The following is a 26,743-nucleotide window of genomic DNA, read 5'->3' on the forward strand; positions in this document are numbered from 1 at the left end:
CATGCATATCGACTATGAACTTCCTGTCACTATTATTGATGTACTAGAAGCAAAGAAAAGACTTGCTGGTTATATCTATAAAACAGGAATGCCACGCTCAAATTATCTTAGCGAATGCTGCAAGGGCGAAATATTTTTAAAGTTTGAAAATATGCAGCGTACCGGTTCATTTAAAATACGCGGTGCCTTTAATAAGCTGAGTTCTTTAACCGAAGAAGAAAAAAGCAAAGGAGTAGTAGCGTGTTCTGCAGGTAACCACGCGCAGGGTGTTTCACTATCTTGTGCCATCCTTGGTATTAACGGCAAAGTTGTGATGCCTAATGGCGCACCAAAATCTAAAGTTGCCGCAACCTCTGACTACTCTGCCGAAGTTGTGATGCACGGCGATAACTTCAACGACACTATCGCCAAAGTGAGTGAAATCGTTGAGATGGAAGGACGTATCTTCATTCCACCGTATGACGATGAAAAAGTGATTGCTGGTCAGGGGACTATCGGCCTCGAAATCCTCGAAGATTTATACGACGTCGATAACGTGATTGTACCTATTGGCGGCGGTGGTTTAATTGCCGGTATTGCGCTAGCGATTAAATCCATTAACCCGACAATTAATATCATCGGCGTTCAGGCTGAAAACGTGCATGGTATGGCAGCTTCGTTCTATAAAGGTGAGCTTATGTCGCATCGTACATCAGGTACTTTAGCTGATGGTTGTGATGTTGCGCGCCCTGGCCGAATCACTTATGAAATTGTCAAGAAGTTAGTGACTGATATTGTATTAGTGAGTGAAGATGATATTCGTAATAGCATGGTGGCACTGATTCAACGTAATAAAGTCGTCACTGAAGGTGCTGGCGCATTAGCCACTGCGGCATTATTAAGCGGCAAGTTAGATCACTACATTAAAGGGCGTAAGACAGTCAGTATTATTTCTGGCGGGAACATCGACCTTTCGCGTGTTTCGCAGATTACAGGCTCAGTAGATTAATCCCCCTAATAATTAAAGCTGCATCACAGATAATAGCGATGCAGCTTGAAATATAACGCGTATAAAATTACTTAAAGGAATTTTATTATGAGTAATACAGATGCAACACTTGTTGGTCAAAAAGTTACATCGCAATGGCGCAAATCTGACACTACCTGGACATTAGGCTTATTTGGAACGGCCATCGGTGCCGGGGTTTTATTTTTCCCTATTCGTGCCGGTTATGGCGGTTTAATTCCAATTCTCATCATGTTGTTTCTTGCCTTTCCGATAGCATTCTATTGCCACCGGGCGCTCGCGCGTTTGTGTCTTTCAGGCAGCAATCCCTCCGGAAATATCACTGAAACAGTTGAAGAACATTTTGGTAAAACAGGTGGTGTGGTCATTACCTTCCTGTACTTTTTCGCCATCTGCCCATTGTTGTGGATATACGGTGTCACCATCACCAACACCTTCATGACATTCTGGGAAAACCAGCTCCAGCTCATGCCGCTTAACCGTGGTGTGGTGGCACTGTTCCTGCTGTTGTTAATGGCTTTCGTTATCTACTTTGGCAAAGACCTGATGGTCAAAGTGATGAGCTATTTGGTGTTCCCTTTCATTGCCTGCTTAATCTTGATCTCCGTGTCGCTGATTCCTTACTGGAACTCTGCGGTTATCGATCAAGTCAGTCTAAGTGATATTTCGTTTACCGGCAGTGATGGCATTCTGGTGACCGTATGGCTGGGTATTTCCATCATGGTCTTCTCCTTTAACTTTTCACCGATTGTCTCTTCGTTCGTGGTTTCCAAACGTGAAGAGTATGAGCAAGATTTTGGCAAGCAGTACACTGAAGACAAATGTTCGAAGATTATCTCTCGCGCCAGCATGCTGATGGTTGCCGTCGTGATGTTCTTCGCCTTTAGCTGTCTGTTCACGCTTTCTCCACAAAATATGGCGGAAGCCAAAGCGCAAAACATTCCTGTGCTTTCATACCTGGCGAACCACTTCTCCTCAATGTCTGGCACAAAATCGACTTTCGCCACCACGCTTGAATATGGCGCATCGATTATTGCTCTGGTGGCAATTTTCAAATCCTTCTTTGGTCACTATCTTGGCACCCTCGAAGGGCTCAATGGCCTGGTCCTCAAGTTTGGCTACAAAGGGGATAAAACCAAAGTATCCGGTGGGAAGCTCAACCTCATCAGCATGGTGTTTATCATGGGGTCGACCTGGGTTGTGGCTTACGCAAACCCGAACATCCTCGATTTAATCGAAGCCATGGGGGCACCGATTATCGCTTCACTGCTTTGCCTGCTGCCAATGTATGCGATTCGCAAAACACCTGCGCTGGCGAAATATAAAGGAAAAACTGAAAACATTTTTGTCACAGTAATTGGTTTGCTGACCATTCTTAATATTGTTTACAAGCTTATCTAATTATTTTGGGTATATTGGCTCAGGATGAGTGGGATTTAAAAATGAATGATTATCCGGTAGTGTTGACGATTAACTGTGGTTCTTCTTCGGTTAAGTTCTCAGTATTAGATGCAGAAACTTGCGATGTACTTTTAGCCGGAATTTGTGAGGGTATTAATACTGAGAAAGCTTTTTTAACGGTCAATTCTGGAGAGCCAGTTATTCTGGCTCACCAGAATTATGAAGAAGCGCTTTCTGCAATAGCCGCTGAACTTGAAATACGGAATTTAATCGATAGTGTGGCTTTTGTCGGTCACCGTATTGCCCACGGTGGATCTTTATTTAGTGAGTCAGTTTTAATTACCGATGAGGTTATAGAACAGATTCGCCAGGTTTCACCGTTGGCACCATTGCACAATTACGCCAATTTACACGGGGTGGAATCTGCGCGGACTCGTTTCCCGGATGTTCCACAGGTCGCGGTATTTGATACCAGTTTCCATCAGACATTAAAGCCTGAAGCTTATCTGTACGGCCTGCCATACCGCTATTTTGAAGAGTACGGGGTTCGCCGTTATGGGTTCCACGGCACGTCGCATCGCTATGTCTCCCAGCAAGCGGGTGAGTTACCTGGCTTGAACCCAGTAAATTCAGGGTTGGTGATTGCTCACTTAGGAAATGGAGCTTCGGTTTGTGCGGTTCAAAATGGTGAAAGCGTTGATACCTCAATGGGTATGACACCGCTCGAGGGGCTGATTATGGGCACCCGTTGCGGAGACGTGGATTTTGGCGCAATGGCCTGGCTTGCTCGTCAGACCCAGCAATCGATGGACGACCTTGAACAAGTCGTCAATAAAGAGTCCGGCCTGCTGGGTCTTTCGGGTTTATCGTCAGATTTGCGCACTCTGGAAAAAGCCTGGCATGATGGCGATGTGCGTGCGCAATTAGCGATTAAAACTTTTGTTCACCGCATTGCCCGAACCATAGGCGCCCATGCTGCTTCGTTAAATAATTTTGATGGCGTTATTTTTACCGGTGGTATTGGTGAGAATTCAATACTGATTCGTCGCCTGGTGGCAGAACGGTTGCGTGTATTTGGTATCGACCTGGATATTGAAAGAAATAACCAACCTAATCGTATCGGGCAGCGAATTATTTCCAGCGACAGCTCTGCCATCGTTTGCGCGGTAATTCCGACTAACGAAGAAAAAATGATTGCGCTTGATGCCCTGCATTTAGGAAAAGAATGTCGTATCACGGAATACGCCTGAATTAATAATGTTGTACAGAGGATGAAGTAATGAAAGTGGATGTTGATATTACCAACGAAAATTATTCCCATGCCTGGCAGCAATTCTCGGGCGTTGAATGGAAAACGGCAATTAATGTTCGGGATTTTATCCAGCAGAACTATACGCCGTATGAGGGTGATGAATCATTCTTAGCGGGCGCAACTCCGGCGACCACCGCACTGTGGGAAAAGGTGATGGATGGCATTCGCATCGAAAATGCTACCCATGCGCCAGTCGATTTCGATACCAATATTGCCACGACGATTACTGCGCATGCTCCGGGTTACATCGTCAAAGAACATGAAAAAATCGTCGGTTTGCAAACCGACAAGCCGCTGAAACGCGCCTTACATCCGTATGGCGGCATCAACATGATCAAAAGCTCGTTTGAAGCTTATGGTCGTGAAATGGACTCAGACTTCGAATACCAGTTTACTTCGTTGCGTAAGACACATAATCAGGGGGTGTTTGACGTCTACTCACCAGATATTTTGCGCTGCCGCAAATCGGGTGTTTTGACCGGCCTGCCGGACGGTTATGGGCGCGGTCGCATTATTGGCGACTATCGCCGCGTGGCGTTGTACGGCATCGCTTATTTAGTGCGCGAACGTGAATTGCAGTTTGCTGACTTGCAAAATCAACTGGAGCGCGGTGAAAAGCTTGAGGATGTCATCCGTCTGCGCGAGGAGCTGTCGGAGCATCGCCGTGCTTTGTTGCAAATTCAGGAAATGGCGGCAAATTACGGCTTTGATATTTCTCGTCCGGCAGGCAATGCGCAGGAAGCATTGCAGTGGCTCTATTTTGCCTACCTGGCCGCGGTGAAATCACAAAATGGTGGGGCGATGTCACTGGGCCGCACTACCTCGTTTATCGATATTTATATCGAGCGTGACCTCAAAGCGGGTGTGCTGACAGAGCTTCAGGCACAAGAGTTAGTCGATCATTTCATTATGAAGATCCGTATGGTGCGTTTCCTGCGTACCCCGGAATTTGACTCTCTGTTCTCCGGCGACCCAATTTGGGCGACAGAAGTTATCGGCGGTATGGGGCTTGATGGGCGCACACTGGTCACCAAAAACGCCTACCGCTATTTGAACACGCTTTACACCATGGGGCCGGCACCAGAACCGAATCTGACTATCCTGTGGTCGGAAGCTTTACCGAAGCCGTTCAAGGTTTATGCGGCCAAAGTGTCCATCGAAACTTCATCGTTACAGTACGAAAACGACGATCTGATGCGCTGTGATTTTGACAGTGATGACTACGCTATTGCCTGCTGCGTCAGCCCAATGGTGATCGGCAAACAGATGCAGTTCTTCGGGGCACGTGCCAACCTGGCAAAAACGCTGTTGTATTGCATCAACGGCGGTATGGACGAAAAGCTAAAAATCCAGGTTGGGCCGAAAATGCCGATGTTGCTGGATGACGTGCTGGACTATGACAAGGTGATGAATAGCCTCGATCACTTTATGGACTGGCTGGCGACGCAATACGTGACTGCGCTCAATCTTATTCACTACATGCACGACAAATACAGCTACGAAGCGTCGCTGATGGCACTGCACGACAGAGATGTTTATCGCACTATGGCGTGTGGAATTGCCGGTTTGTCAGTCGCGGTGGATTCGCTTTCTGCGATTAAGTACGCCACGGTAAAACCGGTGCGTGACCAGACTGGGCTGGCGGTTGATTTCGTTATTGAAGGTGAATATCCGCAATATGGTAATAATGACGATCGCGTTGATGCCATTGCCTGCGATCTGGTTGAGCGCTTTATGAAGAAGATCCAGGCGCTGCCAACCTATCGCAATGCGGTGCCGACACAATCGATCCTGACGATCACCTCAAACGTGGTGTATGGACAGAAAACCGGTAACACGCCAGATGGCCGTCGTGCCGGAATGCCATTTGCCCCGGGCGCAAATCCGATGCACGGCAGGGATCGTAAAGGTGCGGTCGCGTCATTAACCTCTGTCGCTAAACTTCCGTTCAGTTATGCGAAAGATGGCATCTCTTACACCTTCTCAATTGTGCCTGCCGCGCTGGGACGAGATGACGCAGTGCGCCAGTTAAACCTGGTGGGTCTGCTGGATGGATATTTCCATCACGATGTAAGAGCCGAGGGCGGGCAGCACTTGAACGTTAACGTGATGAACCGTGAAATGCTGATGGATGCCGTCGAGCACCCAGAAAATTACCCGACGCTGACCATTCGCGTTTCTGGATACGCGGTGCGCTTTAATGCGTTAACGCGTGAACAGCAGCAGGATGTGATTTCTCGTACCTTTACGCACTCGATTTAATCTCTCATCCTGAAATCGCAGAGAAGTGAGTGCCATTTTAAACCCCGCCTTGTGCGGGGTTTGAGACTGATGACAAACGTCTTCGTAGGTCGGATAAGCGCAGCGTCATCCGACACAACTGGCGTAAATGGTGGATGACGCTAACGCTTATCCACCCTACAAAACACATTTATCACCCTTTGTCAGCAATCTGAAACCCTGCCTTGTGCGGGGTTTGAGACTGATGACAAACGTCTTCGTAGGTCGGATAAGCGCAGCGTCATCCGACATAACTGGCGTAAATGGTGGATGACGCTAACGCTTATCCACCCTACAAAACACATTTATCACCCTTTGTCAGTAATCTGAAACCCTGCCTTGTGCGGGGTTTTTTGCATTTTTGTGGCAAAATTGTGACTAAGTTGGCATATTCTATTGTTTTGTTTAATCTTTAAAGTCTCTGTTGTGCCTTTGAGGCGCAGAATTTTGGTAATGACAAGGAACAGTGAATGGAAGATCTCAACGTAGTAGACAGTATTAATAATGCCGGAGGCTGGTTGGTGCGCAACCAGGCGTTACTGCTGAGCTATGCCGTCAACATTGTGGCGGCACTGGCGATTATTATCGTCGGGATGATTGTCGCTCGCGTGGTTTCCAATACCATCAACCGCGTGATGGTAGCGCGTAGTATTGATGCCACTGTAGCTGATTTCCTTTGTGCTCTGGTGCGTTACGGCATCATCGCTTTCACTTTAATTGCCGCTTTAGGGCGCGTGGGGGTCCAGACTGCGTCCGTCATCGCGGTGTTGGGTGCCGCAGGTTTGGCCATCGGCCTGGCGCTGCAAGGTTCGCTCTCTAACCTGGCGGCTGGCGTACTGCTGGTTACCTTCCGTCCATTCCGTGCGGGCGAGTATGTCGATCTCGGCGGTATTGCAGGCTCGGTACTGAATGTGCAGATTTTCTCCACCACGTTACGCACACTGGATGGCAAGATTGTCGTCGTGCCAAACGGCAAAATTATCGCCGGGAATATCATTAACTTCTCCCGCGAACCGGTGCGCCGCAACGAATTCATCATCGGTGTGGCATACGATTCGGATATCGACAAGGTTAAACAAATTCTGACCGACATCATCACTAGTGATGAGCGTGTGCTGAAAGACCGGGATATTACCGTGCGACTTAATGAGCTTGGGCCTTCTGCGATTAATTTTGTGGTGCGTGCCTGGAGCAACAGCAGCGATCTGCAAAACGTCTATTGGGATGTGCTGGAACGTGTTAAACGTGAGTTTGATGCGCAAGGGATCAGCTTCCCTTACCCGCAAATGGATGTGAATTTCAAACGCGTGAAAGAACCTGCGCAAGAGTGATTTTTCTGGGCCAGCTTCGGCTGGCCCCTGTTTTATTAGTTCTGCTTATAAACCATTAAAATTATCCATTTCCTCTAATAATATTTCCCCACTAAACTCTTCTTCAATTGATACAAATTGAAGAGTAAATCACCGTGTTATCTTATTTCTTTCAAGGTCTTACATTGGGTGCTGCGTTAATTCTGCCTCTCGGGCCGCAAAACGCTTTTGTTATGAACCAGGGGATTCGTCGCCAATACCATCTGATGATTGCTTCGCTTTGTGCAATCAGCGATTTGCTGCTGATTTGTGCTGGTATCTTTGGCGGTAGCGCGCTGTTGATGCAGTCACCGTGGTTGCTGGCCATTGTGACCTGGGGCGGCGTGGCATTTTTGCTGTGGTACGGTTGGGGCGCGTTGCGTACCGCGATGAGCAGCAGCGTGGAACTGGCTTCAGCGGAAGTTCTGAAACAGGGACGCTGGAAAATTGTCGCCACTGTGCTGGCTGTCACCTGGCTTAATCCGCATGTTTATCTGGATACTTTTGTAGTGCTCGGTAGCCTCGGTGGGCAACTGGCCGATGAACCAAAGCGTTGGTTTGCGTTGGGTACCGTGAGTGCATCAATTCTGTGGTTCTACGGCCTGGCCCTTCTCGCCGCCTGGCTTGCTCCCCGGTTACGCACTGCTAAAGCGCAGCGTATTATTAACGGCGTTGTCGGGTTGGTGATGTGGTTTATCGCATTGCAACTGGCGGCGGATGGGGTGCACCATATTTCTTCGCTGATAGGCTAATTCGCCTTAATCCGATAGACAAGTTACCATTACAGGCTAAGCTTGCTGCCAGACGCCCGTGGATTTTACGGGCGGAATGACAGTGGAATGTAGCATGGAGGTATTACAGTGAAGTTGAAAACTCTGGCATTAGCCGCTTTAGTTGGATTTGGTTCGGTTCCGGCATTGGCCGATGAGTTGCCAAATGGCCCGCATATCGTAACATCCGGCACTGCAAGCGTGGATGCTGTTCCTGACATTGCCACGCTCGCCATTGAAGTCAATGTGTCTGCTAAAGATGCGGTATCCGCTAAGAAACAAGCTGACGATCGCGTTGCACAGTATCTGACCTTCTTGCAGCAAAGTGGTGTCGAGAAGAAAGACATCAATGCTGCCAACCTGCGCACTCAACCAGAATACGAATATCTGAAAGATGGCAAAACGCAGCTGAAAGGCTATCGTGCCGTGCGTCAGGTTGAAGTCACACTGCGTAAACTCGACAAAATGAACGAGTTGCTTGATGGCGCGCTGAAAGCGGGTCTGAACGAAATTCGTTCCGTATCGCTTGGTGTAGCAAACCCAGAACAATACAAAGATAAAGCGCGTAAAGCGGCTATCGACGATGCATCTCGTCAGGCGAAACTGTTAGCCGAAGGCTTCAACAGTAAGCTGGGGCCGGTATATAGCGTGCGTTATCATGTTTCTAACTATCAGCCGGCGCCGATGGTGCGGATGATGAAAGCTGACGCAGCTGCACCAGTTTCTGCTCAGGATACCTACGATCAGCAGACTATTCAGTTTGATGACCAGGTTGATGTGGTGTTTGAACTGGGAGCGGCTTCCGCTCCGGCTACAGCCCCAGCAGCACAGTAAGACATTGATAGATGGTGGATGACGCTTGCGCTTATCCACCCTACAAAAGCGCAAAATTGTTGGTCGGATGATGCTTGCGCTTATCCACCCTGCAAAAGCGCAAAATTGTTGGTCGGATGATGCTTGCGCTTATCCACCCTACAAAAGCGCAAAATTGTTGGTCGGATGATGCTTGCGCTTATCCACCCTGCAAAAGCGCAAAATTGTTGGTCGGATGACGCTTGCGTTTATCCACCCTGCAAAAGCGCAAAATTGTTGGTCGGATGATGCTTGCGTTTATCCACCCTACAAAATCGCAAAATTGTTGGTCGGATGACGCTTGCGCTTATCCACCCTACAAAATCGTAAAATCGTAGGTCGGATAAGCGTTAGCGCCATCCGACAAAAAAAAGGCCGCTATTGGATTGCGGCCTTTTTCTATTCAGTGTCCTGCCTCAAAACCTTATGCCCGTACTCAAGCAGCGCGTCGGTGACATTTCTCATCATGCGGCTTTCTGGTGCGAAGCGGTGCCAGTACAGCATGCGGCGCTGCATCAAGCCTGGCGTCAGGTCGATCAATTCGCCGTTTTTCAGCTCTCTTTCGATTTGCAGATGCGGGATCATGCAGCATGTGGTGCCCTGACGTGCCAATTGTACAAACGCTTCCGATGAGTTAACGATGTGGCACGGGACGCTACCCGGCGACAGATCGAAGTTCTGTTGTAAGAACGCCTGGTGCATATCATCGAGATGGTCGAACGCCACGGCAGGGGCTTTTAACAGTGCCGAGCGGGTAACTCCGTTCGGGAAATAACGTGCGGCAAAGTCTTTCGAACCGACAAACAGATAATCCAGCGCTCCAAGTCTGTCGACCAGGCAGCTTGGCAATGGCTGTGGTTGAATAGAAACCGCGCCAACCACTTCACCACGGCGCAGGCGTTCCTGGGTTCGGGTTTCATCTTCAACCTGAAGATTCAGACGAATAGGGGAGTCGGCCAGAACCGGCGCTAAAGCAGGCAGCAACCAGGTTGCCAGGCTGTCGGCGTTGACCGCAAGTGACAGCAGCAGCGGGGTAGAACCGGTTTGTTCATCGCCCAGCCACTCTTCTTCAAGCAGTTCGACTTGACGCAGTAATGCCAGCAACTTTTGCCCTTGCTCGGTTGGACGAGGCGGAACAGTGCGTACTAACAATGGCTGGCCGAACATATTTTCCAGTTGCTTGATACGTTGCGAGACGGCGGATTGAGTAATACAGAGTTTTTGAGCGGCGCGCTCAAACCCTCGTTCACGAATTACGGCATCCAACGCCTGTAGCGTTCTATAGTCCGGGCGTTTCATTGTTGTTTGCTGACTCCTGTTTTTGTTATGGCTGCACTATGACATAAATTTGCCGCTGATCCAGACCAAATCCGCAATGTTCGTCCGAGTTCTGCGCCAATCGCAGGACATTTTTTGGCGGCTTGCTCTATAATGCGCGTCAGTTTTCACAGCACAGGCAATTAACCATGACGCAGGATGAACTGAAAAAAGCAGTCGGCTGGGCAGCATTACAATACGTGCAACCAGGCACTATCGTTGGTGTGGGTACCGGCTCAACCGCCGCGCACTTTATTGATGCTCTTGGGACTATCAAACATCAGATTGATGGTGCCGTTTCTAGCTCCGACGCTTCCACCGCCAAACTGAAAAGCCTTGGTATCACTGTTTACGATCTCAACGAAGTGGATACCCTCGGTATCTATGTCGATGGTGCAGATGAGATCAACGGCCAGATGCAAATGATTAAAGGCGGCGGTGCAGCACTGACCCGCGAAAAGATCATCGCGTCTGTCGCGGAAAAGTTTATTTGTATCGCCGATTCGTCCAAGCAGGTGGGCATCCTGGGTAACTTCCCACTGCCAGTGGAAGTGATTCCAATGGCTCGTAGTTGCGTGGCGCGCGCACTGGTCAAGCTGGGCGGTCGCCCGGAATACCGCCAGGGCGTAGTAACCGATAACGGCAACATCATTCTTGATGTTTACGGCCTCAGCATCGTTGAGCCTATCGCGCTCGAAAATGCGATTAACGGCTTGCCTGGCGTGGTCACCGTGGGGCTGTTTGCTAACCGTGGTGCGGATGTTGCGTTGATTGGTACTGCTGATGGTGTGAAAACCATTGTGAAATGATCTGGGGGGCGTTTTATACCCGTCATACTTCAAGTTGCAGGGGTGTTGGCTGCACTCACAAACCCGAATCACTTACCTGAGTAAGCTCATCGGGATTTGTTCACTTGCCGCCTACCAACAACTCGAATTATTTTGGGTATATACGCCCCATATCCATATAAAAAATGACAAAATAATCTAACGCTAAATTTGGTGACATATGTCACATTCCTGCCAACCACCTGCTGTTCATTCCTGATTCTCTCTGCTACTCAGAGTTTTGTGCTGCCCCATGCCGCTTATTCCTTTTTTGCTTTGCGGACTGCGCAATCGTTTATATTGCCCCGCCCGTATTTTTTGATATTTTGGCAGAAGGGTGTCTTATCACACAGCACAACATCAGTACTAAAAATAGGGTCGGGAAATGGCAAAAGTATCACTGGATAAAGACAAGATTAAATTCCTGCTGGTGGAAGGTGTACACCAGAAAGCCGTGGATAACCTTCGCGCAGCAGGCTATACCAACATCGAATACCATAAAGGCGCGCTGGACAGCGATGCCCTGAAAGAGTCGATCCGTGATGCGCATTTCATCGGTCTGCGTTCCCGTACCAACTTAACTGAAGATGTTCTGGCCGTGGCTGAAAGGCTGGTGGCTGTCGGCTGCTTCTGTATTGGTACAAACCAGGTCGACCTGGATGCTGCCGCTAAACGTGGCGTTCCGGTGTTTAATGCCCCATTCTCTAACACGCGTTCTGTAGCTGAACTGGTTATCGGCCAACTGCTATTACTGCTGCGTGGCGTTCCGGAAGCTAACGCCAAAGCACACCGTGGTGTGTGGAATAAACTGGCGGTTGGCTCTTATGAAGCACGCGGTAAAAAACTCGGCATTATTGGTTACGGCCATATCGGGACTCAGTTGGGGATTCTGGCTGAAGCGCTGGGTATGCACGTTTACTTCTACGATATCGAAAACAAACTGACGCTGGGTAACGCGACTCAGGTTCAGCATCTTTCTGACCTGCTCAATATGAGCGATGTGGTGAGTCTGCATGTGCCTGAAAATGCCTCTACCAAGAACATGATTGGCGTCAACGAACTGGCGCTGATGAAGCCGGGCGCACTGCTGATCAACTGCGCACGTGGCACGGTTGTTGATATTCCTGCATTGTGTGATTCGCTGGCGCGTAAGCATCTGGCAGGTGCTGCAATCGACGTATTCCCGACTGAACCGGCAACTAACAGCGATCCATTCACTTCGCCACTGTGTGAGTTTGATAACGTGATCCTGACTCCGCACATTGGCGGCTCGACTCAGGAAGCACAGGAAAACATCGGTCTGGAAGTGGCTGGCAAACTGGCTAAATATTCCGATAACGGTTCTACACTCTCTGCGGTGAATTTCCCGGAAGTTTCTCTGCCGTTACACGGTGGCAGCACCAGCCGTTTACTGCACATTCACGAAAACCGCCCGGGGATTTTGACCGCGCTGAACCAGATTTTTGCCGAGCAGGGTATCAACATCGCCGCTCAGTATCTGCAAACCACTCCGCAGATGGGCTATGTGGTTATTGATGTCGATGCCGAAGAAGATGTTGCTGAAGCTGCGCTGAAATCGATGAAGGCGATTCCGGGGACTATCCGCGCCCGTCTGCTGTACTAATTAAATAATTGGGGAGCTAATCTGGCTCCCCACTTGACTCTTAAAATCCGTTTCCAGAGTTGTTTTTTTCGCGTGTCCCACTGATAGTTAAGCTTTTAGTCATACGGCGAAGCTACATGACCAGTACATTCTTAAAATCCGGTGCCTTTATACTTCTGCTGATTCTCATCTATACGGGGTTTAGCACTACGGATCGGCTCACCTGGCTGATGGAAGTGACTCCAGTCATTATCATTGTTCCTCTGCTTTTAGCGACCCACTCGCGTTTTCCCCTTACGCCATTGCTCTATTTTTTGATTTTCCTGCATGCCATTATTTTGATGGTTGGCGGTTTATACACCTACGCCAAAGTGCCGATGGGTTTTGAGGTTCAGGAGTGGTTGGGTCTGAGTCGTAATCCCTATGACAAGCTTGGCCATTTTTTCCAGGGGCTAGTTCCTGCGCTGGCGGCACGTGAGATTTTGATTCGTGGTGGCTATGTTCATGGGCGCAAAATGGTCGCGTTTCTGGTGTGCTGCATAGCACTCGCCATCAGTGCCGTATATGAACTGATTGAATGGGCGGCAGCGCTGGCATTGGGGCAGGGGGCTGACGAGTTTTTGGGGACTCAGGGTGATATTTGGGACACGCAATCAGATATGTTTTGTGCGCTTCTTGGCGCACTGACCACGGTCTTGATATTGCAATACTGGCATACCAAACAACTGCTCAAACTGCGTATCGCCTGACGCTACCATTCCCAAACTCGCGATGGCGTCACCACTGCGGGCAAGGGAATATCCCACTCTTCAGCGGGTAAGGCCGGAACATGCTGGCAATCATGTGCCAGCCCAACCGGCCACAAACCATGCTGCTGCCAGTTTTGCAACGTCCTGTCGTAGAAACCACCGCCCATTCCCAGCCTTTGTCCTTGCTCATCAAACGCGACTAATGGCGTAATCAGCACATCCAGTTTATCCAGCGGCAATACATCACGGACATCAAGCTTCGGCTCAAGAATCTTCAGGCGATTCATCACCAAATGGCTATTTTCGCTATAGCGCAAAAACAACAGGTTGCCTTTGCTGAATGGATGAAGCACCGGTAGATAGACCGATTTTCCTGCTCGCCATAACGCACGGATGAGTGGTGTGGTGTCCAGTTCGCCATCAAATGACAAAAACAGGGCGACGGTACCGGCATCGGTTACCGGCTGATATGCCAGCATTCGTTCGGCTGCAAGATGAGCAAAGTGTTGTTGTTCAGTGGGGGTAAGCGCACGGCGTCGTTGCCGAATGTGTTGTCTGATTTCTTGTCGAAGCGATGGAATTAGCTGAATTTTCGTCATAGCGATGACTGGTTGGTAGAAAGAGGGAATCTCCGAGATGCCGCCGCAGGCTGTAACCCTTGAACCCTTGGTTCAAGGTGAATGCAGCGTCAGAATCATCAGGCTTCTCGGACGGACCGAGCATGCTCACAGAATCTGGAGCACCACATTCTTGTGGTATGAAATATCGGCTCAGGGGACTGGCCCGCATGCAAACATCTCAGAGAAATTTGGTCTTCAAAGTTACTCTACCATAGGTAACCGTGAAGTGTTATTCAAAATTTGGACCCTGTCTTTCAGTTATGCGACCTTGCTCAAGCAACGCTTGTTCGATGGTCTGCTGTAACATCCGAATACGTTCTTCCATGTTAGAAGCGTAGTCGCGGGTTTTCGATTTTTCCTGAGCCAATTCGTAGCAAATGTTCAATGCTGCGATGAAAACTAACTGCTCAGTATTTGTGACTCTAGTGCGAACTTTTAAATCTTGCAACCGCTGATCAAGCTCTTGAGCCGCAAGATTCAGTGCATCCTGTTGTTCAGGCGGACAATTCACGCGCAATGAACGACCGAAAATTTGGATATCGACTGGTTGTGCAGACATGCCACCTTCCTGCTGTTAACTCGCCTGCCTCTCGCTAACCTGTGCCAGGCTACGAAAGGGGCGTCACTATAGCTATCCCGAAATGAAGATACAAGCCCTTTTCTGGTGCCTTGGGGTCCCTGGTGGTAGCATAACATGAACTCTCACAGCCAACGATGGCGAATGCGCATGTCTATACAGAACACTATGCCTGACTACGACTTAGTCGGCCAACTATTGAACCAACAAGGTGTCGGTATGACGCCTTCAGAAATGCACGGCTTAATCAGCGGTATGCTATGCGGTGGTAATCAAGACACCAGCTGGCAACCGCTGCTTCATGACCTGACAAACGAAGGCCTGGCCTTCAGCCAAAACCTTGCGGATACTCTGCGCCAGATGCATGGTGCAACCGGTGATTCGCTTGAAGATGACGGTTTTCTGTTCCAGCTTTACCTGCCAGATGGCGACGACGTAACGGTATTCCAGCGAGCTGATGCGCTGGCGGGGTGGGTAAACCATTTCTTACTTGGCCTGGGTGTCACGCAACCTAAGCTCGATAAAGTGACCGGTGAAACCGGTGAAGCTATCGACGATTTGCGTAACATCGCGCAATTGGGTTACGACGAAGACGAAGATCAAGAAGAGCTGGAAATGTCGCTCGAAGAGATCGTCGAGTACGTGCGCGTGGCGGCATTGCTGTGTCACGACACCTTTACCCGCCCGGTTCCGACCGCGCCAGAAGTGCAAAAACCAACGCTACACTAAAAATAATAAGCTTCAGGAGGTGTGATGAATCAGCACGAATTTCTCCGGCGCCGCCAGGCGTTGTTGGCCAAAATGGCTCCGGCAAGCGCCGCGCTCATCTTTGCCGCTCCCGAGGTAACACGCAGTGCCGACAGCGAATACCCGTATCGCCAGAATAGCGATTTCTGGTACTTCACCGGTTTTAACGAACCTGAAGCGGTATTGGTGTTGATTAAAAGCGACGAAACCCACAACCACAGCGTTCTGTTTAACCGCCTGCGCGATAAAACCGCTGAAATATGGTTTGGTCGCCGTCTGGGCCAGGAAGCCGCACCAGAAAAACTGGGTGTTGACCGTGCGCTGGCGTTCTCCGAAATCGGCGAACAGTTGCACCAACTGCTTAATGGCCTCGATGTGGTTTACCACGCGCAGGGCGAATATGCCTGGGCTGACACCATCGTTTTTGCTGCACTCGATAAACTACGCCGCGGTTCTCGCCAGAATCTCACCGCTCCGGCTACCTTAACTGACTGGCGTCCGTGGGTTCACGAACAGCGTCTGTTTAAGTCGGAAGAAGAAATTGCGCTGATGCGTCGTGCCGGTGAAATCACCGCACTTGGGCATACCCGAGCGATGGAAAAATGCCGTCCAGGGATGTTTGAATATCAGCTCGAAGGTGAAATCCTTCACGAATTTAACCGCCACGGCGCACGTTTCCCGTCTTACAACACCATTGTTGGCAGCGGTGAAAACGCCTGTATTCTGCATTACACCGAAAACGAGAGCCAAATGCGCGATGGTGATTTGGTGTTGATCGATGCCGGTTGCGAATACCACGGCTATGCGGGCGATATCACGCGTACCTTCCCGGTGAACGGTAAATTTAGCGCACCGCAGCGGGCGATTTACGACATCGTGCTCGAATCCCTCGAAACCTCTCTGCAACTCTATCGCCCTGGCACCTCAATGCAGGAAGTCACCGCGCAAGTGATTCGCATTATGGTGACGGGCCTGGTCAAGCTCGGCATTCTTCACGGTGACGTAGATAAGTTGATCGCCGAAAACGCGCACCGTCCGTTCTTTATGCATGGTCTGAGCCATTGGTTAGGGCTGGATGTTCACGACGTCGGCGTTTATGGCGTGGATCGTTCACGCAAGCTTGAGCCTGGAATGGTGATTACCGTGGAGCCTGGTTTGTATATCGCGCCTGATGCAGATGTTCCCGCCGAGTACCGCGGTATTGGGATTCGTATTGAAGACGACATACTCATCACCGCCACCGGCAATGAAAACCTGACAGCCAGCGTAGTGAAGTCGGCAGACGACATCGAAGCGTTAATGGCGGCGGCGCGTCACTCATGAGCGTGATTATTGTCGGCGGAGGCATGGCTGGGGCGACGCTGGCGCTGGCTATTTCCCGTTTAACTCACGGTAAGTTGCCGGTTCATTTAATTGAAGCGGTGGCCCCGGAATCTGCGGCACATCCTGGTTTTGATGCGCGAGCTATCGCGATTGCGCAGGGGACTTGCCAGCAATTGACGCGTATCGGCGTGTGGCCTGCCATCAAAGACTGTGCAACCCCGATTACCACGGTTCATGTCAGCGATCGCGGCCATGCCGGTTTCGTCACGCTGGATGCGCAGGATTATCAGATTCCGGCACTCGGGCAAGTCGTGGAACTGCATGATGTCGGGCTGCGTTTGTTCGCTTTACTGCGCAAAGCACCGGGCGTGGCATTACATTGCCCGCAGCGCGTTGCCTCGTTCACCCGTGAAACCGATAAAGTCAGCGTCCAGTTGGATAACGGTGAGCGTATTGAAGGTAAATTGCTGGTGGCGGCGGATGGCTCTCGCTCGCCGCTCGCCGCGCAATCTGGCATTACCTGGCAGCAACAGGATTACCATCAGGTTGCGGTGATCGCCAACATCACCACTTCACAACCGCACAACGGGCGCGCGTTTGAGCGTTTTACCGAGCACGGCCCGCTGGCGATGTTACCGATGTCCGACGGACGTTGTTCGCTGGTGTGGTGCCATCCATTATCTGCTCAGGCTGAAATTGCCCAGTGGGATGACGAGCAATTTTGTAATGAACTGCAACGCGCATTTGGCTGGCGGCTTGGGCGAATCACACATGCGGGCGCGCGCGCGCAATATCCGCTGGCACTGACCACGGCGACGCAGTCGGTTTCTCACCGCGTTGCGCTAGTGGGCAATGCTGCGCAAACGCTACATCCGATTGCCGGGCAAGGCTTTAACCTCGGCCTGCGCGATGTGATGTCGCTGGCTGAAAACCTCGCCGCTGCACATGAAGCTGCCCAGGATATTGGCAGTTATGCAGTTCTGGCTGAATATCAGCAACGTCGTAGCGAAGATAAAATTGCCACCATTGGCGTGACCGATGGCTTAGTTCAGGTATTCGCTAACCATTGGGCTCCACTGGTGGTGGGGCGCAATCTTGGTTTGATGGCAATGGAACATTTAACTCCGGCACGTGATTTGCTGGCTATGCGCACCCTCGGTTGGGTTGCGCGTTAAAACAGGTTTTTAAGGAGAGTCAATTTGCAAAGCGTTGATGTGGCGATTGTTGGTGGTGGCATGGTCGGACTGGCAGTTGCCTGTGGTTTGCAAGGGAGTGGCTTACGTGTCGCGGTGCTTGAGAACCATCTCCCGCAGCCGCTGGCCGCGGAATCTGCACCCGCATTGCGTGTTTCAGCCATCAATGCCGCCAGTGAAAAGCTGCTGACTCACCTTGGCGCGTGGCCGAAAATTATCGCCCAGCGTGCCAGTTGTTATCACGGCATGGAAGTGTGGGATCAAGACAGCTTTGGGCATATCGCTTTTGACGATAAAACCTTTGGCTTCAGTCACCTTGGTCACATCGTCGAAAACGCCGTTATCCATCATGCTTTATGGCAACGCGCGGAACAATGCAGCGATGTCACCCTGATGGCGCCTGCCGAATTGCAGCAAGTCGCATGGGGTGAAAACGAAGCGTTTATTACCCTTAAAGACGGTGCGATGCTGACTGCACGCTTAGTGGTTGGTGCTGATGGCGCAAACTCCTGGCTGCGTAACCAGGCGGATATTCCACTGACGTTTTGGGATTATCGCCATCATGCGTTGGTGGCGACCATTCGCACTACTGAACCCCATCAAGCGGTGGCTCGCCAGATATTTCACGGCGAGGGCATTCTGGCTTTCCTGCCGTTAAGCGACCCACATTTATGTTCGATTGTCTGGTCGTTGTCACCGCTGGAAGCGGAACGTCTGCAACAGGCGAGTGCTGAAGAATTTAACCAGGCGCTGTCGGTGGCATTCGATATGCGCCTTGGATTGTGTCACGTTGAAAGTGAACGCCAGGTGTTCCCGTTGACTGGCCGCTACGCGCGTAATTTTGCCGCGCACCGTCTGGCGCTGGTGGGCGACGCCGCACACACCATCCATCCGTTAGCCGGGCAGGGTGTGAACCTTGGGTTTATGGATGCCGCTGAACTGATTGATGAAGTGCGTCGTTTGCACCGCCAGGGTAAAGACATCGGCCAGTATTTATATCTACGGCGTTACGAGCGCAGCCGCAAGCACAGTGCGGCGATGATGCTTGCCAGCATGCAGGGTTTCCGTGACCTATTTGCCGGTCAACATCCGGCGAAGAAACTGCTGCGTGATATTGGCCTGAAACTGGCTGATACCCTTCCTGGTGTGAAATCAAAGCTTGTCCGTCAGGCGATGGGGCTACACGATTTACCGAGCTGGCTTCGTTAAACACTCCTCATACTTGCGAGTTGCAGCCGCAGCGCTGTAACTCGCATGACTTAGCGCATCCAGTGTGACTGAGATCACCTTCCCTCATTTGAAAAATTCTAATCTCACCCCTTATCTCGGATTACTTTTTCTCATCCCACGTTTTTAGCGTTGTAGTGAAATTGTTTCTGAAATGGTCGTAAATGTTAGCTAACACTAAATTTTGACTTAAACACTTCTTAATTATGCGCAGCGTCTCGCATTTTTGCAGTCGAATACTCTGCATCATGCCTCCCTGGTTTTGGTCATAAGCTAATGCAATGACGGTTTGTGCCTTATGGTTTACTCCCCCATTCAGTGGTAAGTTCAGACAAAAGGTAACGTTTGCGTCGCCCTCGGGATCGATGGTGATGCTGGGTTTCGTCTGACGAAAAGAAAAGCGAACAGCGCTTTTCAACCAGATGGTTAAAGAGGAAAAAATGACTCAAAAGACCCCTTTGTTTGAACAGCACAATCTCTGCGGTGCACGTATGGTGGATTTCCATGGCTGGATGATGCCATTGCACTATGGGTCGCAGATTGATGAGCACCACGCAGTGCGCAACGATGCCGGTATGTTTGATGTTTCACACATGACCATTGTTGATCTTAAAGGCAGCCGTACCCGCGAATTCCTCCGTTACTTAGTGGCAAACGACGTTGCCAAACTGACCCAGCCGGGTAAAGCCCTCTACACCGCCATGCTCAACGCCTCCGGCGGTGTCATCGATGACCTGATTATCTATTTCCAGAGCGAAGATTATTTCCGCCTGGTGGTGAATTCCGCCACGCGTGAAAAAGACCTGGCCTGGATTAATCAACACGCCGAACCGTTCAGCGTTTCTGTCACCGTGCGTGATGACCTGGCGCTGATTGCCGTTCAGGGGCCAAACGCTCAGGCCAAAGCTGCGCAGCTGTTTACCGAAGAACAGCGTAAAGCAGTGGCAGGCATGAAACCCTTCTTCGGTGTTCAGGCGGGTGACCTGTTTGTTGCGACCACCGGTTATACCGGCGAAGCGGGTTACGAAATTGCTATGCCAAATGAGAAAGCGGCCGAATTTTGGGCGCAACTCGTTGAGGTTGGCGTGAAGCCTTGCGGACTGGGCGCGCGTGACACACTACGTCTGGAATCCGGCATGAACCTCTACAGCCAGGAAATGGATGAAAGCGTTTCTCCGCTGGCCGCCAATATGGGCTGGACCATCGCCTGGCAGCCAGAAGACCGCGATTTCATTGGCCGTGAAGCACTGGAACTCCAGCGCGAGAAAGGCACCGACCAGCTCGTTGGCTTGATCATGACCGAAAAAGGCGTATTACGTAATGAGCTGCCTGTTCGCTTTACGGATGAATCAGGCAACATTCATGAAGGCGTAATCACCAGCGGGACATTCTCACCAACGTTGGGCTACAGCATTGCTCTGGCACGCGTTCCTGCGGGCATTGGCGAAACAGCCATTGTGCAAATCCGTAACCGAGAAATGCCGGTAAAAGTGACTAAACCTATTTTTGTTCGCGGCGGTAAAGCTGTCGCGCAGTGAATTTCGAAATCAGGAGAAAAACAATGAGCAATGTGCCGAACGAATTGAAATACAGCAAAGAACACGAATGGCTGCGTAAAGAAGCTGATGGGTCTTACACCGTAGGTATCACCGAACACGCGCAAGAGCTGCTGGGCGATATGGTGTTTGTCGATCTGCCAGACGTTGGCTCCACGGTCAGCACTGGCGATGATTGCGCCGTGGCTGAATCTGTAAAAGCGGCCTCTGACATTTACGCACCTATCAGCGGTGAAATCATCGCTGTGAACAACGAGCTGAGCGATACGCCAGAGCTTATCAACAGCGAGCCATACACTGGCGGTTGGATCTTCAAAATCAAAGCTAGCGACGAATCCGAACTGGACGAATTGCTGGATGCAACGGCGTACGAAGCGCTGTTAGAAGACGAGTAATCGACACCGACTCATCCCCTCGCCCCTCTGGGGAGAGGGTTAGGGTGAGGGGAATATCAGCACATCAACCCTCACCCCGGCCCTCTCCCTGAGGGAGAAGGGGAAACACACATCAGGAATCACCGCTCATGACCCAGTCTTTACGTCAGCTTGAAAATCACGAAGCGTTTATCGACCGTCACATTGGACCGAACGCACAACAGCAACATGAAATGCTGGAAACAGTAGGTGCTCGTTCGCTTAACGAGCTGATTGCTTCAATCGTTCCTGCTGATATCCAGCTTGCTGAGCCACCGCAGGTGGGTGAGGCTGCTACGGAATTCGCGGCCCTGGCTGAATTAAAGACCATTGCCGGACGTAACAAGTGTTTTAAAACCTATATCGGCATGGGTTACACCGCGGTGCAAACGCCACCTGTCATCTTGCGTAACATGCTCGAAAACCCAGGCTGGTATACCGCGTACACCCCGTACCAGCCTGAAGTTTCACAAGGCCGTCTTGAAGCTCTGCTTAACTTCCAGCAAGTGACTCTGGATTTAACCGGTCTTGATATTGCCTCGGCTTCTTTGCTGGACGAAGCAACCGCTGCCGCAGAAGCGATGGCGATGGCTAAACGCGTCAGCAAACTGAAGAACGCCAACCGCTTCTTTGTTGCTGCTGACGTACATCCACAGACGCTGGACGTAGTACGCACCCGTGCTGAAACCTTCGGCTTCGACGTCATCGTTGATGACGCGGCGAAAGTGCTCGATCATCAGGACGTATTTGGCGTGCTGCTGCAACAAGTGGGTACCACCGGTGAAGTCCATGACTACAGCGCTCTGATTGTTGAGCTGAAACAGCGTAAAGTCATCGTGAGTGTTGCCGCTGACTTTATGACACTGGTTCTGCTGACTGCACCGGGTAAACAAGGTGCTGACATCGTATTTGGTTCCGCACAGCGTTTTGGCGTGCCAATGGGTTACGGTGGCCCGCATGCTGCATTCTTCGCAGCCCGTGACGAATTCAAACGTTCTATGCCAGGCCGTATTATCGGTGTTTCCCGCGATGCTGCGGGCCGGACTGCGCTGCGCATGGCGATGCAAACTCGCGAGCAACATATCCGCCGCGAAAAAGCCAACTCCAATATTTGTACTTCCCAGGTTCTGCTGGCAAACATCGCCAGTCTGTATGCGGTGTTCCATGGCCCGGCTGGCCTGAAACGTATTGCCGGGCGTATCCACCGTCTGACCGATATTCTGGCTGCTGGCCTGCAACAAAAAGGTCTGGTGCTGCGTCACAAACATTGGTTCGACACTCTGTGTGTTGAAGTCAGCGATAAAGCCGCTGTGTTGGCACGCGCCGAAGCCAATGAAATCAACCTGCGTAGCGATATTCTGAACGCGGTTGGCATCACGCTGGATGAATCGACTACCCGCGAAGATGTGCAGGCGCTGTTCACGGTGTTGCTGGGCGATAACCACGGTCTGGACATCGACAAATTAGATCAAAACGTTGCGGGTGACAGCCTGTCTATACCGGCAGCTATGGTGCGTAATGACGAATTCCTGACGCATCCGGTGTTCAATCGCTACCACAGCGAAACCGAAATGATGCGTTATATGCACTCGCTTGAGCGCAAAGATCTGGCGCTCAACCAGGCGATGATCCCACTCGGCTCTTGCACCATGAAGCTGAACGCGGCCGCTGAAATGATCCCAATCACCTGGCCGGAATTTGCTGAACTGCACCCGTTCTGCCCGGCAAACCAGGCGGAAGGTTACCATCAGATGATTTCCCAGCTGTCTGACTGGCTGGTGAAACTCACCGGTTACGATGCGCTGTGTATGCAGCCAAACTCCGGTGCTCAGGGCGAATATGCTGGCCTGCTGGCGATTCGTCGTTATCACGAAAGCCGTAACGAAGGCAGCCGTAATCTGTGTCTGATCCCAAGTTCTGCTCACGGCACCAACCCGGCGTCAGCGCAAATGGCTGGCATGGAAGTGGTCGTGGTGGCGTGTGATAAACAAGGCAATATCGATCTTCACGATCTGCGTCTGAAAGCCGAACAGGCTGGCGATGCGCTGTCTTGTATCATGGTGACTTACCCGTCAACCCACGGCGTGTACGAAGAAACGATCCGTGAAGTGTGTCAGATCGTGCATCAGTTCGGCGGCCAGGTTTATCTGGATGGCGCGAACATGAACGCACAGGTGGGGATCACTTCTCCGGGTTACATCGGCGCGGATGTTTCGCACCTTAACCTGCACAAAACCTTCTGCATTCCACACGGCGGTGGCGGTCCAGGTATGGGGCCAATCGGCGTGAAAGCGCACCTGGCACCGTTTGTACCAGGCCATAGCGTGGTGCAGATTGAAGAGATGCTGACTCAGCAGGGCGCGGTTTCCGCAGCACCATTTGGTAGCGCATCCATTCTGCCAATCAGCTGGATGTACATCCGCATGATGGGCGCGCAGGGTCTGAAGAAGGCAAGCCAGGTGGCAATCCTGAATGCCAACTATATTGCGACTCGCCTGAAATCTGCTTTCCCGATTCTCTACACCGGGCGCAGTGGGCATGTGGCGCATGAATGTATTCTCGACATTCGTCCATTGAAAGAAGAAACCGGCATCAGCGAGCTGGATATTGCTAAGCGCCTGATTGACTTCGGTTTCCACGCGCCAACGATGTCGTTCCCGGTAGCGGGTACGCTGATGGTTGAGCCAACGGAATCTGAAAGCAAACTGGAGCTGGATCGCTTTATCGACGCGATGCTGACTATTCGCACCGAAATCGACCGCGTTGCGCGTGGTGAATGGCCGCTGGAAGATAACCCACTGGTTAACGCACCGCACACTCAGGACGAAATCGTTGCTGACTGGACGCACCCGTACACCCGCGAACTGGCAGTGTTCCCGACAGGCCATGGCAACAAATACTGGCCGACCGTGAAACGCCTGGACGATGTGTTCGGTGACCGCAATCTGTTCTGCTCTTGCGTGCCGATGAGCGAATATCAGTAAGTTTTAACACCACCCTCACCCTAACCCTCTCCCTGATGGAGAGGGGATCCGTTCGGTTTTCTCCCTCTCCCTGATGGAGAGGGGACCCGTTCGGTTTTCTCCCTCTCCCTGATGGAGAGGGGATCCGTTCGGTTTTCTCCCTCTCCTTGATGGAGAGGGGATCTGTTCGGTTTTCTCCCTCTCCCTGATGGAGAGGGGATCCGTTCGGTTTTCTCCCTCTCCCAGATGGAGAGGGGATCCGTTCGGTTTTCTCCCTCTCCCAGATGGAGAGGGGATCTGTTCGGTTTTCTCCCTCTCCCTGATGGAGAGGGGATCCGTTCGGTTTTCTCCCTCTCCTGGGGGAGAGGGGCGGGGTGAGGGCGCTACAACGTTGGAGGTAAAATGGCCGTCGCATTAGTCACCGGCGCAAGCCGTGGTATCGGTAAAGCCACCGCCATCCTGCTGGCGCAATCTGGCTACAAAGTCGTCGTAAACTACCAGCGTAATAAACAAGCAGCCGATGAAGTGATTTCAACTATTCACGCGGCGGGCGGCGAAGCGATTGCTATCAAAGCGGATATCGCCGATGAACTGCAAGTCATGGCAATGTTTGTCGAAATCGATAACGCCTTCGGCCCCGTGACCGCGCTGGTCAACAACGCGGGCATTCTGTTCCAACAATCCACCATCGAAGAACTCACTGCTGAACGCATTAACTGCGTGTTAGCGACTAACGTCACTGGTTATTTTCTTTGTTGCCGCGAAGCCGTCAAACGCATGGCAATTCGCCATGGTGGAAATGGCGGGGCGATAGTTAATGTCTCGTCGGCAGCATCACGTCTGGGCGCACCTGGTGAATATGTTGATTATGCGGCGTCAAAAGGTGCGGTTGATACCCTGACAACAGGGCTTTCTGTGGAAGTTGCGGCGCAGGGGATTCGTGTCAATGGCGTGCGTCCTGGTTTTATTTATACCGAAATGCATGCTTCGGGTGGCGAAGCCGGGCGAGTTGATCGGGTAAAAGATCTCTTACCGATGAAACGTGGCGGCCAGCCAGAAGAAGTCGCTCAGGCCATCGTCTGGCTGCTTAGTGATAAAGCCTCCTATGTGACAGGCAGTTTCCTCGATTTAGCCGGCGGTAAATAAAAAAGGCAGTTGCCTGAAACTTCAGGTGAACTGCCTTTTCCTGCAAACGGTTTTAGTTAACCGGATAAGGCGTGTAGACACCGTTTAGCGTATTCAGAAAAGCCACAATGTCGTCGACATCGCTTTGCGGTAAGCTAGTCCCTACCTGATATTTCAGCATCAGCTTCACTGCTTCATCCATCGTTTCGACATCCCCGCGGTGGAAGTAAGGCGCAGTCAGGGCGACGTTACGTAACGTCGGGACTTTTTGGCGCAGACGGTCGCGCACATCGTTAGTGACATTCATGCGCCCGATATCTGCGGCAGTGACCTCACCAAAACCAAAGTCTTTCTTCAGTCCAAGCGGCTCAAACGAACGCCCGCCAAGTATTTTCCCGCTATGGCAGGTGGCACATTTATTGTCTTTAAATAGCTGATAACCGCGTTTCTGTTGCGATGTGATTGCGTTGTCATCCCCGCGCAGATAATTATCAAATGGCGAGTCCGGCGTAATAAGGGTCTTCTCAAACTCGGCAATCGCATCCGTTATGGACGTTCCCGAGAACCCTTGTGGATACACGGCGGTGAAGTCGCGTGTCAGGATCGGGTCTTTATTTAGCTTGTCGGTAATTTCATCCCAGGATTTCGAAGCCATTTCGATAGGGTTAAGCGGAGGTCCACCCGCCTGAGCCTGAAGATCGGCGGCACGTCCATCCCAGAATTGTTCGATATTGAATATCGAGTTATAGACGGTAGGAGCATTAATCGGGCCAATTTCACCGCCAACACCTCTGGATGTTTTACGTCCGTCCACACCACCTGCACCAAGCTGATGACAATGTGCACAGGAGATGGAGTTGTCGCCAGAGAGTCGTGGATCATGGTAAAGGCGCATTCCCAGTGCGACCTTTTGAGCATCGACTGGCAAAGATTTGGGGATAGGTTGCACCGGTTCATTACGGCGATTATCTGCCATATCCGACGTAGTGTAATAATTCAGCCGCTGCTGTTTCACCCAATCAAGTAAAACGTTACGTTCCTCTTGATTCATCACACCAGCCCAATGCAGAGCATTATAACGGGTCGGAGGCATGGTCTGATGTCCCATCACCCACTCAATTTTAGTGATATCACTTTGCGGCGCTGCTTTATTATCAAGCAGGCTTTCACGAACCTGGGTCAGGTTAAACGATTTGTAACCGAGTTGAATATCGTACTCCATAAGCTGTTTTGCCACAGGGAATGAAGCATAAAAGGGCAATTTGGTCGAAGGCGTGTGGCAATAGTCACAACCTTTTTCCTGCAATATATTCAGGACTTTTACATTATGTGGTGAAGGATTGGTTTGCGGAGGGAATGCTGCAGTTCTTTGATTATCATGGTGATAAACATAAGCCACCAGGCTAAAATAGCCGACGACTACACCCGCAATGGCTATCCCGGATAGTGTTATTATTTTTTTCATCTGGTTGTCCTTTCCATAGGTTGTCATACGCTTTTTATGCGTTTCCCATCATGTGAAAGAAAAGGATC

The 26,743-nt window shown here is 51.0% G+C and carries 22 protein-coding genes and 1 other RNA gene; 18 read left to right on the forward strand and 5 right to left on the reverse strand.

What is annotated here, in order from left to right:
• The first annotated feature begins 1 nt into the window (after nt 1).
• The 7 genes from tdcB (at nt 2) to MNO13_RS03740 (ending at nt 8,952) form a co-directional block, all read left to right on the forward strand.
• Nucleotides 2-988 carry a bifunctional threonine ammonia-lyase/L-serine ammonia-lyase TdcB gene (gene tdcB / locus MNO13_RS03710; protein ID WP_064543602.1) on the forward strand — a complete coding sequence of 329 codons (987 nt, stop codon included), beginning with the start codon at nt 2-4 and terminating at the stop codon, nt 986-988.
• A gap of 87 nt (nt 989-1,075) precedes the next feature.
• Nucleotides 1,076-2,407, forward strand: a complete 1,332-nt coding sequence (gene tdcC, locus MNO13_RS03715) for a threonine/serine transporter TdcC (protein ID WP_064543604.1) — start codon at nt 1,076-1,078, stop codon at nt 2,405-2,407.
• Between the two features lie 41 nt (nt 2,408-2,448).
• On the forward strand, nt 2,449-3,657 hold the full coding sequence (tdcD, locus tag MNO13_RS03720) for a propionate kinase (RefSeq protein ID WP_064543605.1): 1,209 nt from the start codon (nt 2,449-2,451) through the stop codon (nt 3,655-3,657).
• 29 nt (nt 3,658-3,686) lie between these two features.
• Nucleotides 3,687-5,981, forward strand: coding sequence for a formate C-acetyltransferase (pflB, locus tag MNO13_RS03725; RefSeq protein ID WP_241939537.1), 2,295 nt, complete (start codon nt 3,687-3,689; stop codon nt 5,979-5,981).
• 488 nt (nt 5,982-6,469) lie between these two features.
• On the forward strand, nt 6,470-7,330 hold the full coding sequence (locus MNO13_RS03730; protein ID WP_064543608.1) for a small-conductance mechanosensitive channel MscS: 861 nt from the start codon (nt 6,470-6,472) through the stop codon (nt 7,328-7,330).
• A gap of 134 nt (nt 7,331-7,464) precedes the next feature.
• Nucleotides 7,465-8,100, forward strand: a complete 636-nt coding sequence (gene argO / locus MNO13_RS03735; protein ID WP_064543610.1) for an arginine exporter ArgO — start codon at nt 7,465-7,467, stop codon at nt 8,098-8,100.
• Nucleotides 8,101-8,208: 108 nt separating this feature from the next.
• The gene (locus MNO13_RS03740; protein WP_064543611.1) at nt 8,209-8,952 is read left to right on the forward strand and encodes an oxidative stress defense protein; all 744 of its coding nucleotides are present in this window, start codon (nt 8,209-8,211) and stop codon (nt 8,950-8,952) included.
• 417 nt (nt 8,953-9,369) lie between these two features.
• Here the strand turns inward: MNO13_RS03740 and argP are convergent, their stop codons facing one another.
• Nucleotides 9,370-10,269 (reverse strand): DNA-binding transcriptional regulator ArgP, encoded by a 900-nt coding sequence (gene argP / locus MNO13_RS03745; protein WP_133522217.1) that lies wholly within the window; start codon nt 10,267-10,269, stop codon nt 9,370-9,372.
• Between the two features lie 167 nt (nt 10,270-10,436).
• Between argP and rpiA the strand changes: the two genes are divergently transcribed.
• The 3 genes from rpiA to MNO13_RS03760 all read left to right on the forward strand — a co-directional run bounded on the left by rpiA (nt 10,437) and on the right by MNO13_RS03760 (nt 13,466).
• Entirely contained in the window at nt 10,437-11,096 is a 660-nt protein-coding gene (gene rpiA, locus MNO13_RS03750; RefSeq protein ID WP_064543615.1) for a ribose-5-phosphate isomerase RpiA, read from the forward strand.
• Between the two features lie 403 nt (nt 11,097-11,499).
• A complete protein-coding gene (gene serA / locus MNO13_RS03755) occupies nt 11,500-12,738 on the forward strand; it encodes a phosphoglycerate dehydrogenase (protein WP_064543617.1) in 1,239 nt (412 codons plus the stop codon).
• A gap of 116 nt (nt 12,739-12,854) precedes the next feature.
• Nucleotides 12,855-13,466, forward strand: a complete 612-nt coding sequence (locus MNO13_RS03760) for a DUF2238 domain-containing protein (protein ID WP_064543619.1) — start codon at nt 12,855-12,857, stop codon at nt 13,464-13,466.
• 2 nt (nt 13,467-13,468) lie between these two features.
• Here MNO13_RS03760 and MNO13_RS03765 read toward each other — a convergent pair whose 3' ends face one another.
• The 3 genes from MNO13_RS03765 to zapA all read right to left on the reverse strand — a co-directional run bounded on the left by MNO13_RS03765 (nt 13,469) and on the right by zapA (nt 14,645).
• Nucleotides 13,469-14,065 (reverse strand): 5-formyltetrahydrofolate cyclo-ligase, encoded by a 597-nt coding sequence (locus MNO13_RS03765; RefSeq protein ID WP_064543621.1) that lies wholly within the window; start codon nt 14,063-14,065, stop codon nt 13,469-13,471.
• Between the two features lie 25 nt (nt 14,066-14,090).
• Nucleotides 14,091-14,274, reverse strand: a non-coding RNA gene (gene ssrS / locus MNO13_RS03770) — 6S RNA.
• 41 nt (nt 14,275-14,315) lie between these two features.
• A complete protein-coding gene (zapA, locus tag MNO13_RS03775) occupies nt 14,316-14,645 on the reverse strand; it encodes a cell division protein ZapA (protein WP_034498319.1) in 330 nt (109 codons plus the stop codon).
• Nucleotides 14,646-14,813: 168 nt separating this feature from the next.
• On the opposite strand from zapA, the gene MNO13_RS03780 reads away from it, so the two are divergent.
• The 8 genes from MNO13_RS03780 (at nt 14,814) to MNO13_RS03815 (ending at nt 25,231) form a co-directional block, all read left to right on the forward strand.
• A complete protein-coding gene (locus MNO13_RS03780; RefSeq protein ID WP_064543623.1) occupies nt 14,814-15,392 on the forward strand; it encodes a YecA/YgfB family protein in 579 nt (192 codons plus the stop codon).
• Between the two features lie 24 nt (nt 15,393-15,416).
• Nucleotides 15,417-16,733 (forward strand): Xaa-Pro aminopeptidase, encoded by a 1,317-nt coding sequence (pepP, locus tag MNO13_RS03785; protein ID WP_241939538.1) that lies wholly within the window; start codon nt 15,417-15,419, stop codon nt 16,731-16,733.
• The gene (gene ubiH, locus MNO13_RS03790; protein WP_241939539.1) at nt 16,730-17,908 is read left to right on the forward strand and encodes a 2-octaprenyl-6-methoxyphenyl hydroxylase; all 1,179 of its coding nucleotides are present in this window, start codon (nt 16,730-16,732) and stop codon (nt 17,906-17,908) included. Before pepP ends, ubiH begins: the two co-directional genes overlap by 4 nt.
• A 24-nt stretch (nt 17,909-17,932) precedes the next feature.
• Complete coding sequence (gene ubiI / locus MNO13_RS03795) at nt 17,933-19,135, forward strand: FAD-dependent 2-octaprenylphenol hydroxylase (protein ID WP_241939540.1); 1,203 nt, start codon at nt 17,933-17,935, stop codon at nt 19,133-19,135.
• A 458-nt stretch (nt 19,136-19,593) separates the two neighbouring features.
• A complete protein-coding gene (gene gcvT / locus MNO13_RS03800) occupies nt 19,594-20,691 on the forward strand; it encodes a glycine cleavage system aminomethyltransferase GcvT (protein WP_064543775.1) in 1,098 nt (365 codons plus the stop codon).
• Nucleotides 20,692-20,714: 23 nt separating this feature from the next.
• A complete protein-coding gene (gcvH, locus tag MNO13_RS03805; protein ID WP_064543631.1) occupies nt 20,715-21,104 on the forward strand; it encodes a glycine cleavage system protein GcvH in 390 nt (129 codons plus the stop codon).
• Nucleotides 21,105-21,232: 128 nt separating this feature from the next.
• Complete coding sequence (gcvP, locus tag MNO13_RS03810; RefSeq protein ID WP_241939541.1) at nt 21,233-24,106, forward strand: aminomethyl-transferring glycine dehydrogenase; 2,874 nt, start codon at nt 21,233-21,235, stop codon at nt 24,104-24,106.
• Nucleotides 24,107-24,487: 381 nt separating this feature from the next.
• Complete coding sequence (locus MNO13_RS03815; protein WP_241939542.1) at nt 24,488-25,231, forward strand: SDR family oxidoreductase; 744 nt, start codon at nt 24,488-24,490, stop codon at nt 25,229-25,231.
• A 52-nt stretch (nt 25,232-25,283) separates the two neighbouring features.
• On the opposite strand, the gene MNO13_RS03820 is transcribed toward MNO13_RS03815, so the two are convergent.
• A complete protein-coding gene (locus MNO13_RS03820) occupies nt 25,284-26,675 on the reverse strand; it encodes a cytochrome-c peroxidase (RefSeq protein WP_064543638.1) in 1,392 nt (463 codons plus the stop codon).
• Between the last annotated feature and the right edge of the window lie 68 nt (nt 26,676-26,743).

Source organism: Buttiauxella ferragutiae (assembly GCF_022637515.1).
Lineage (GTDB): Bacteria > Pseudomonadota > Gammaproteobacteria > Enterobacterales > Enterobacteriaceae > Buttiauxella > Buttiauxella ferragutiae.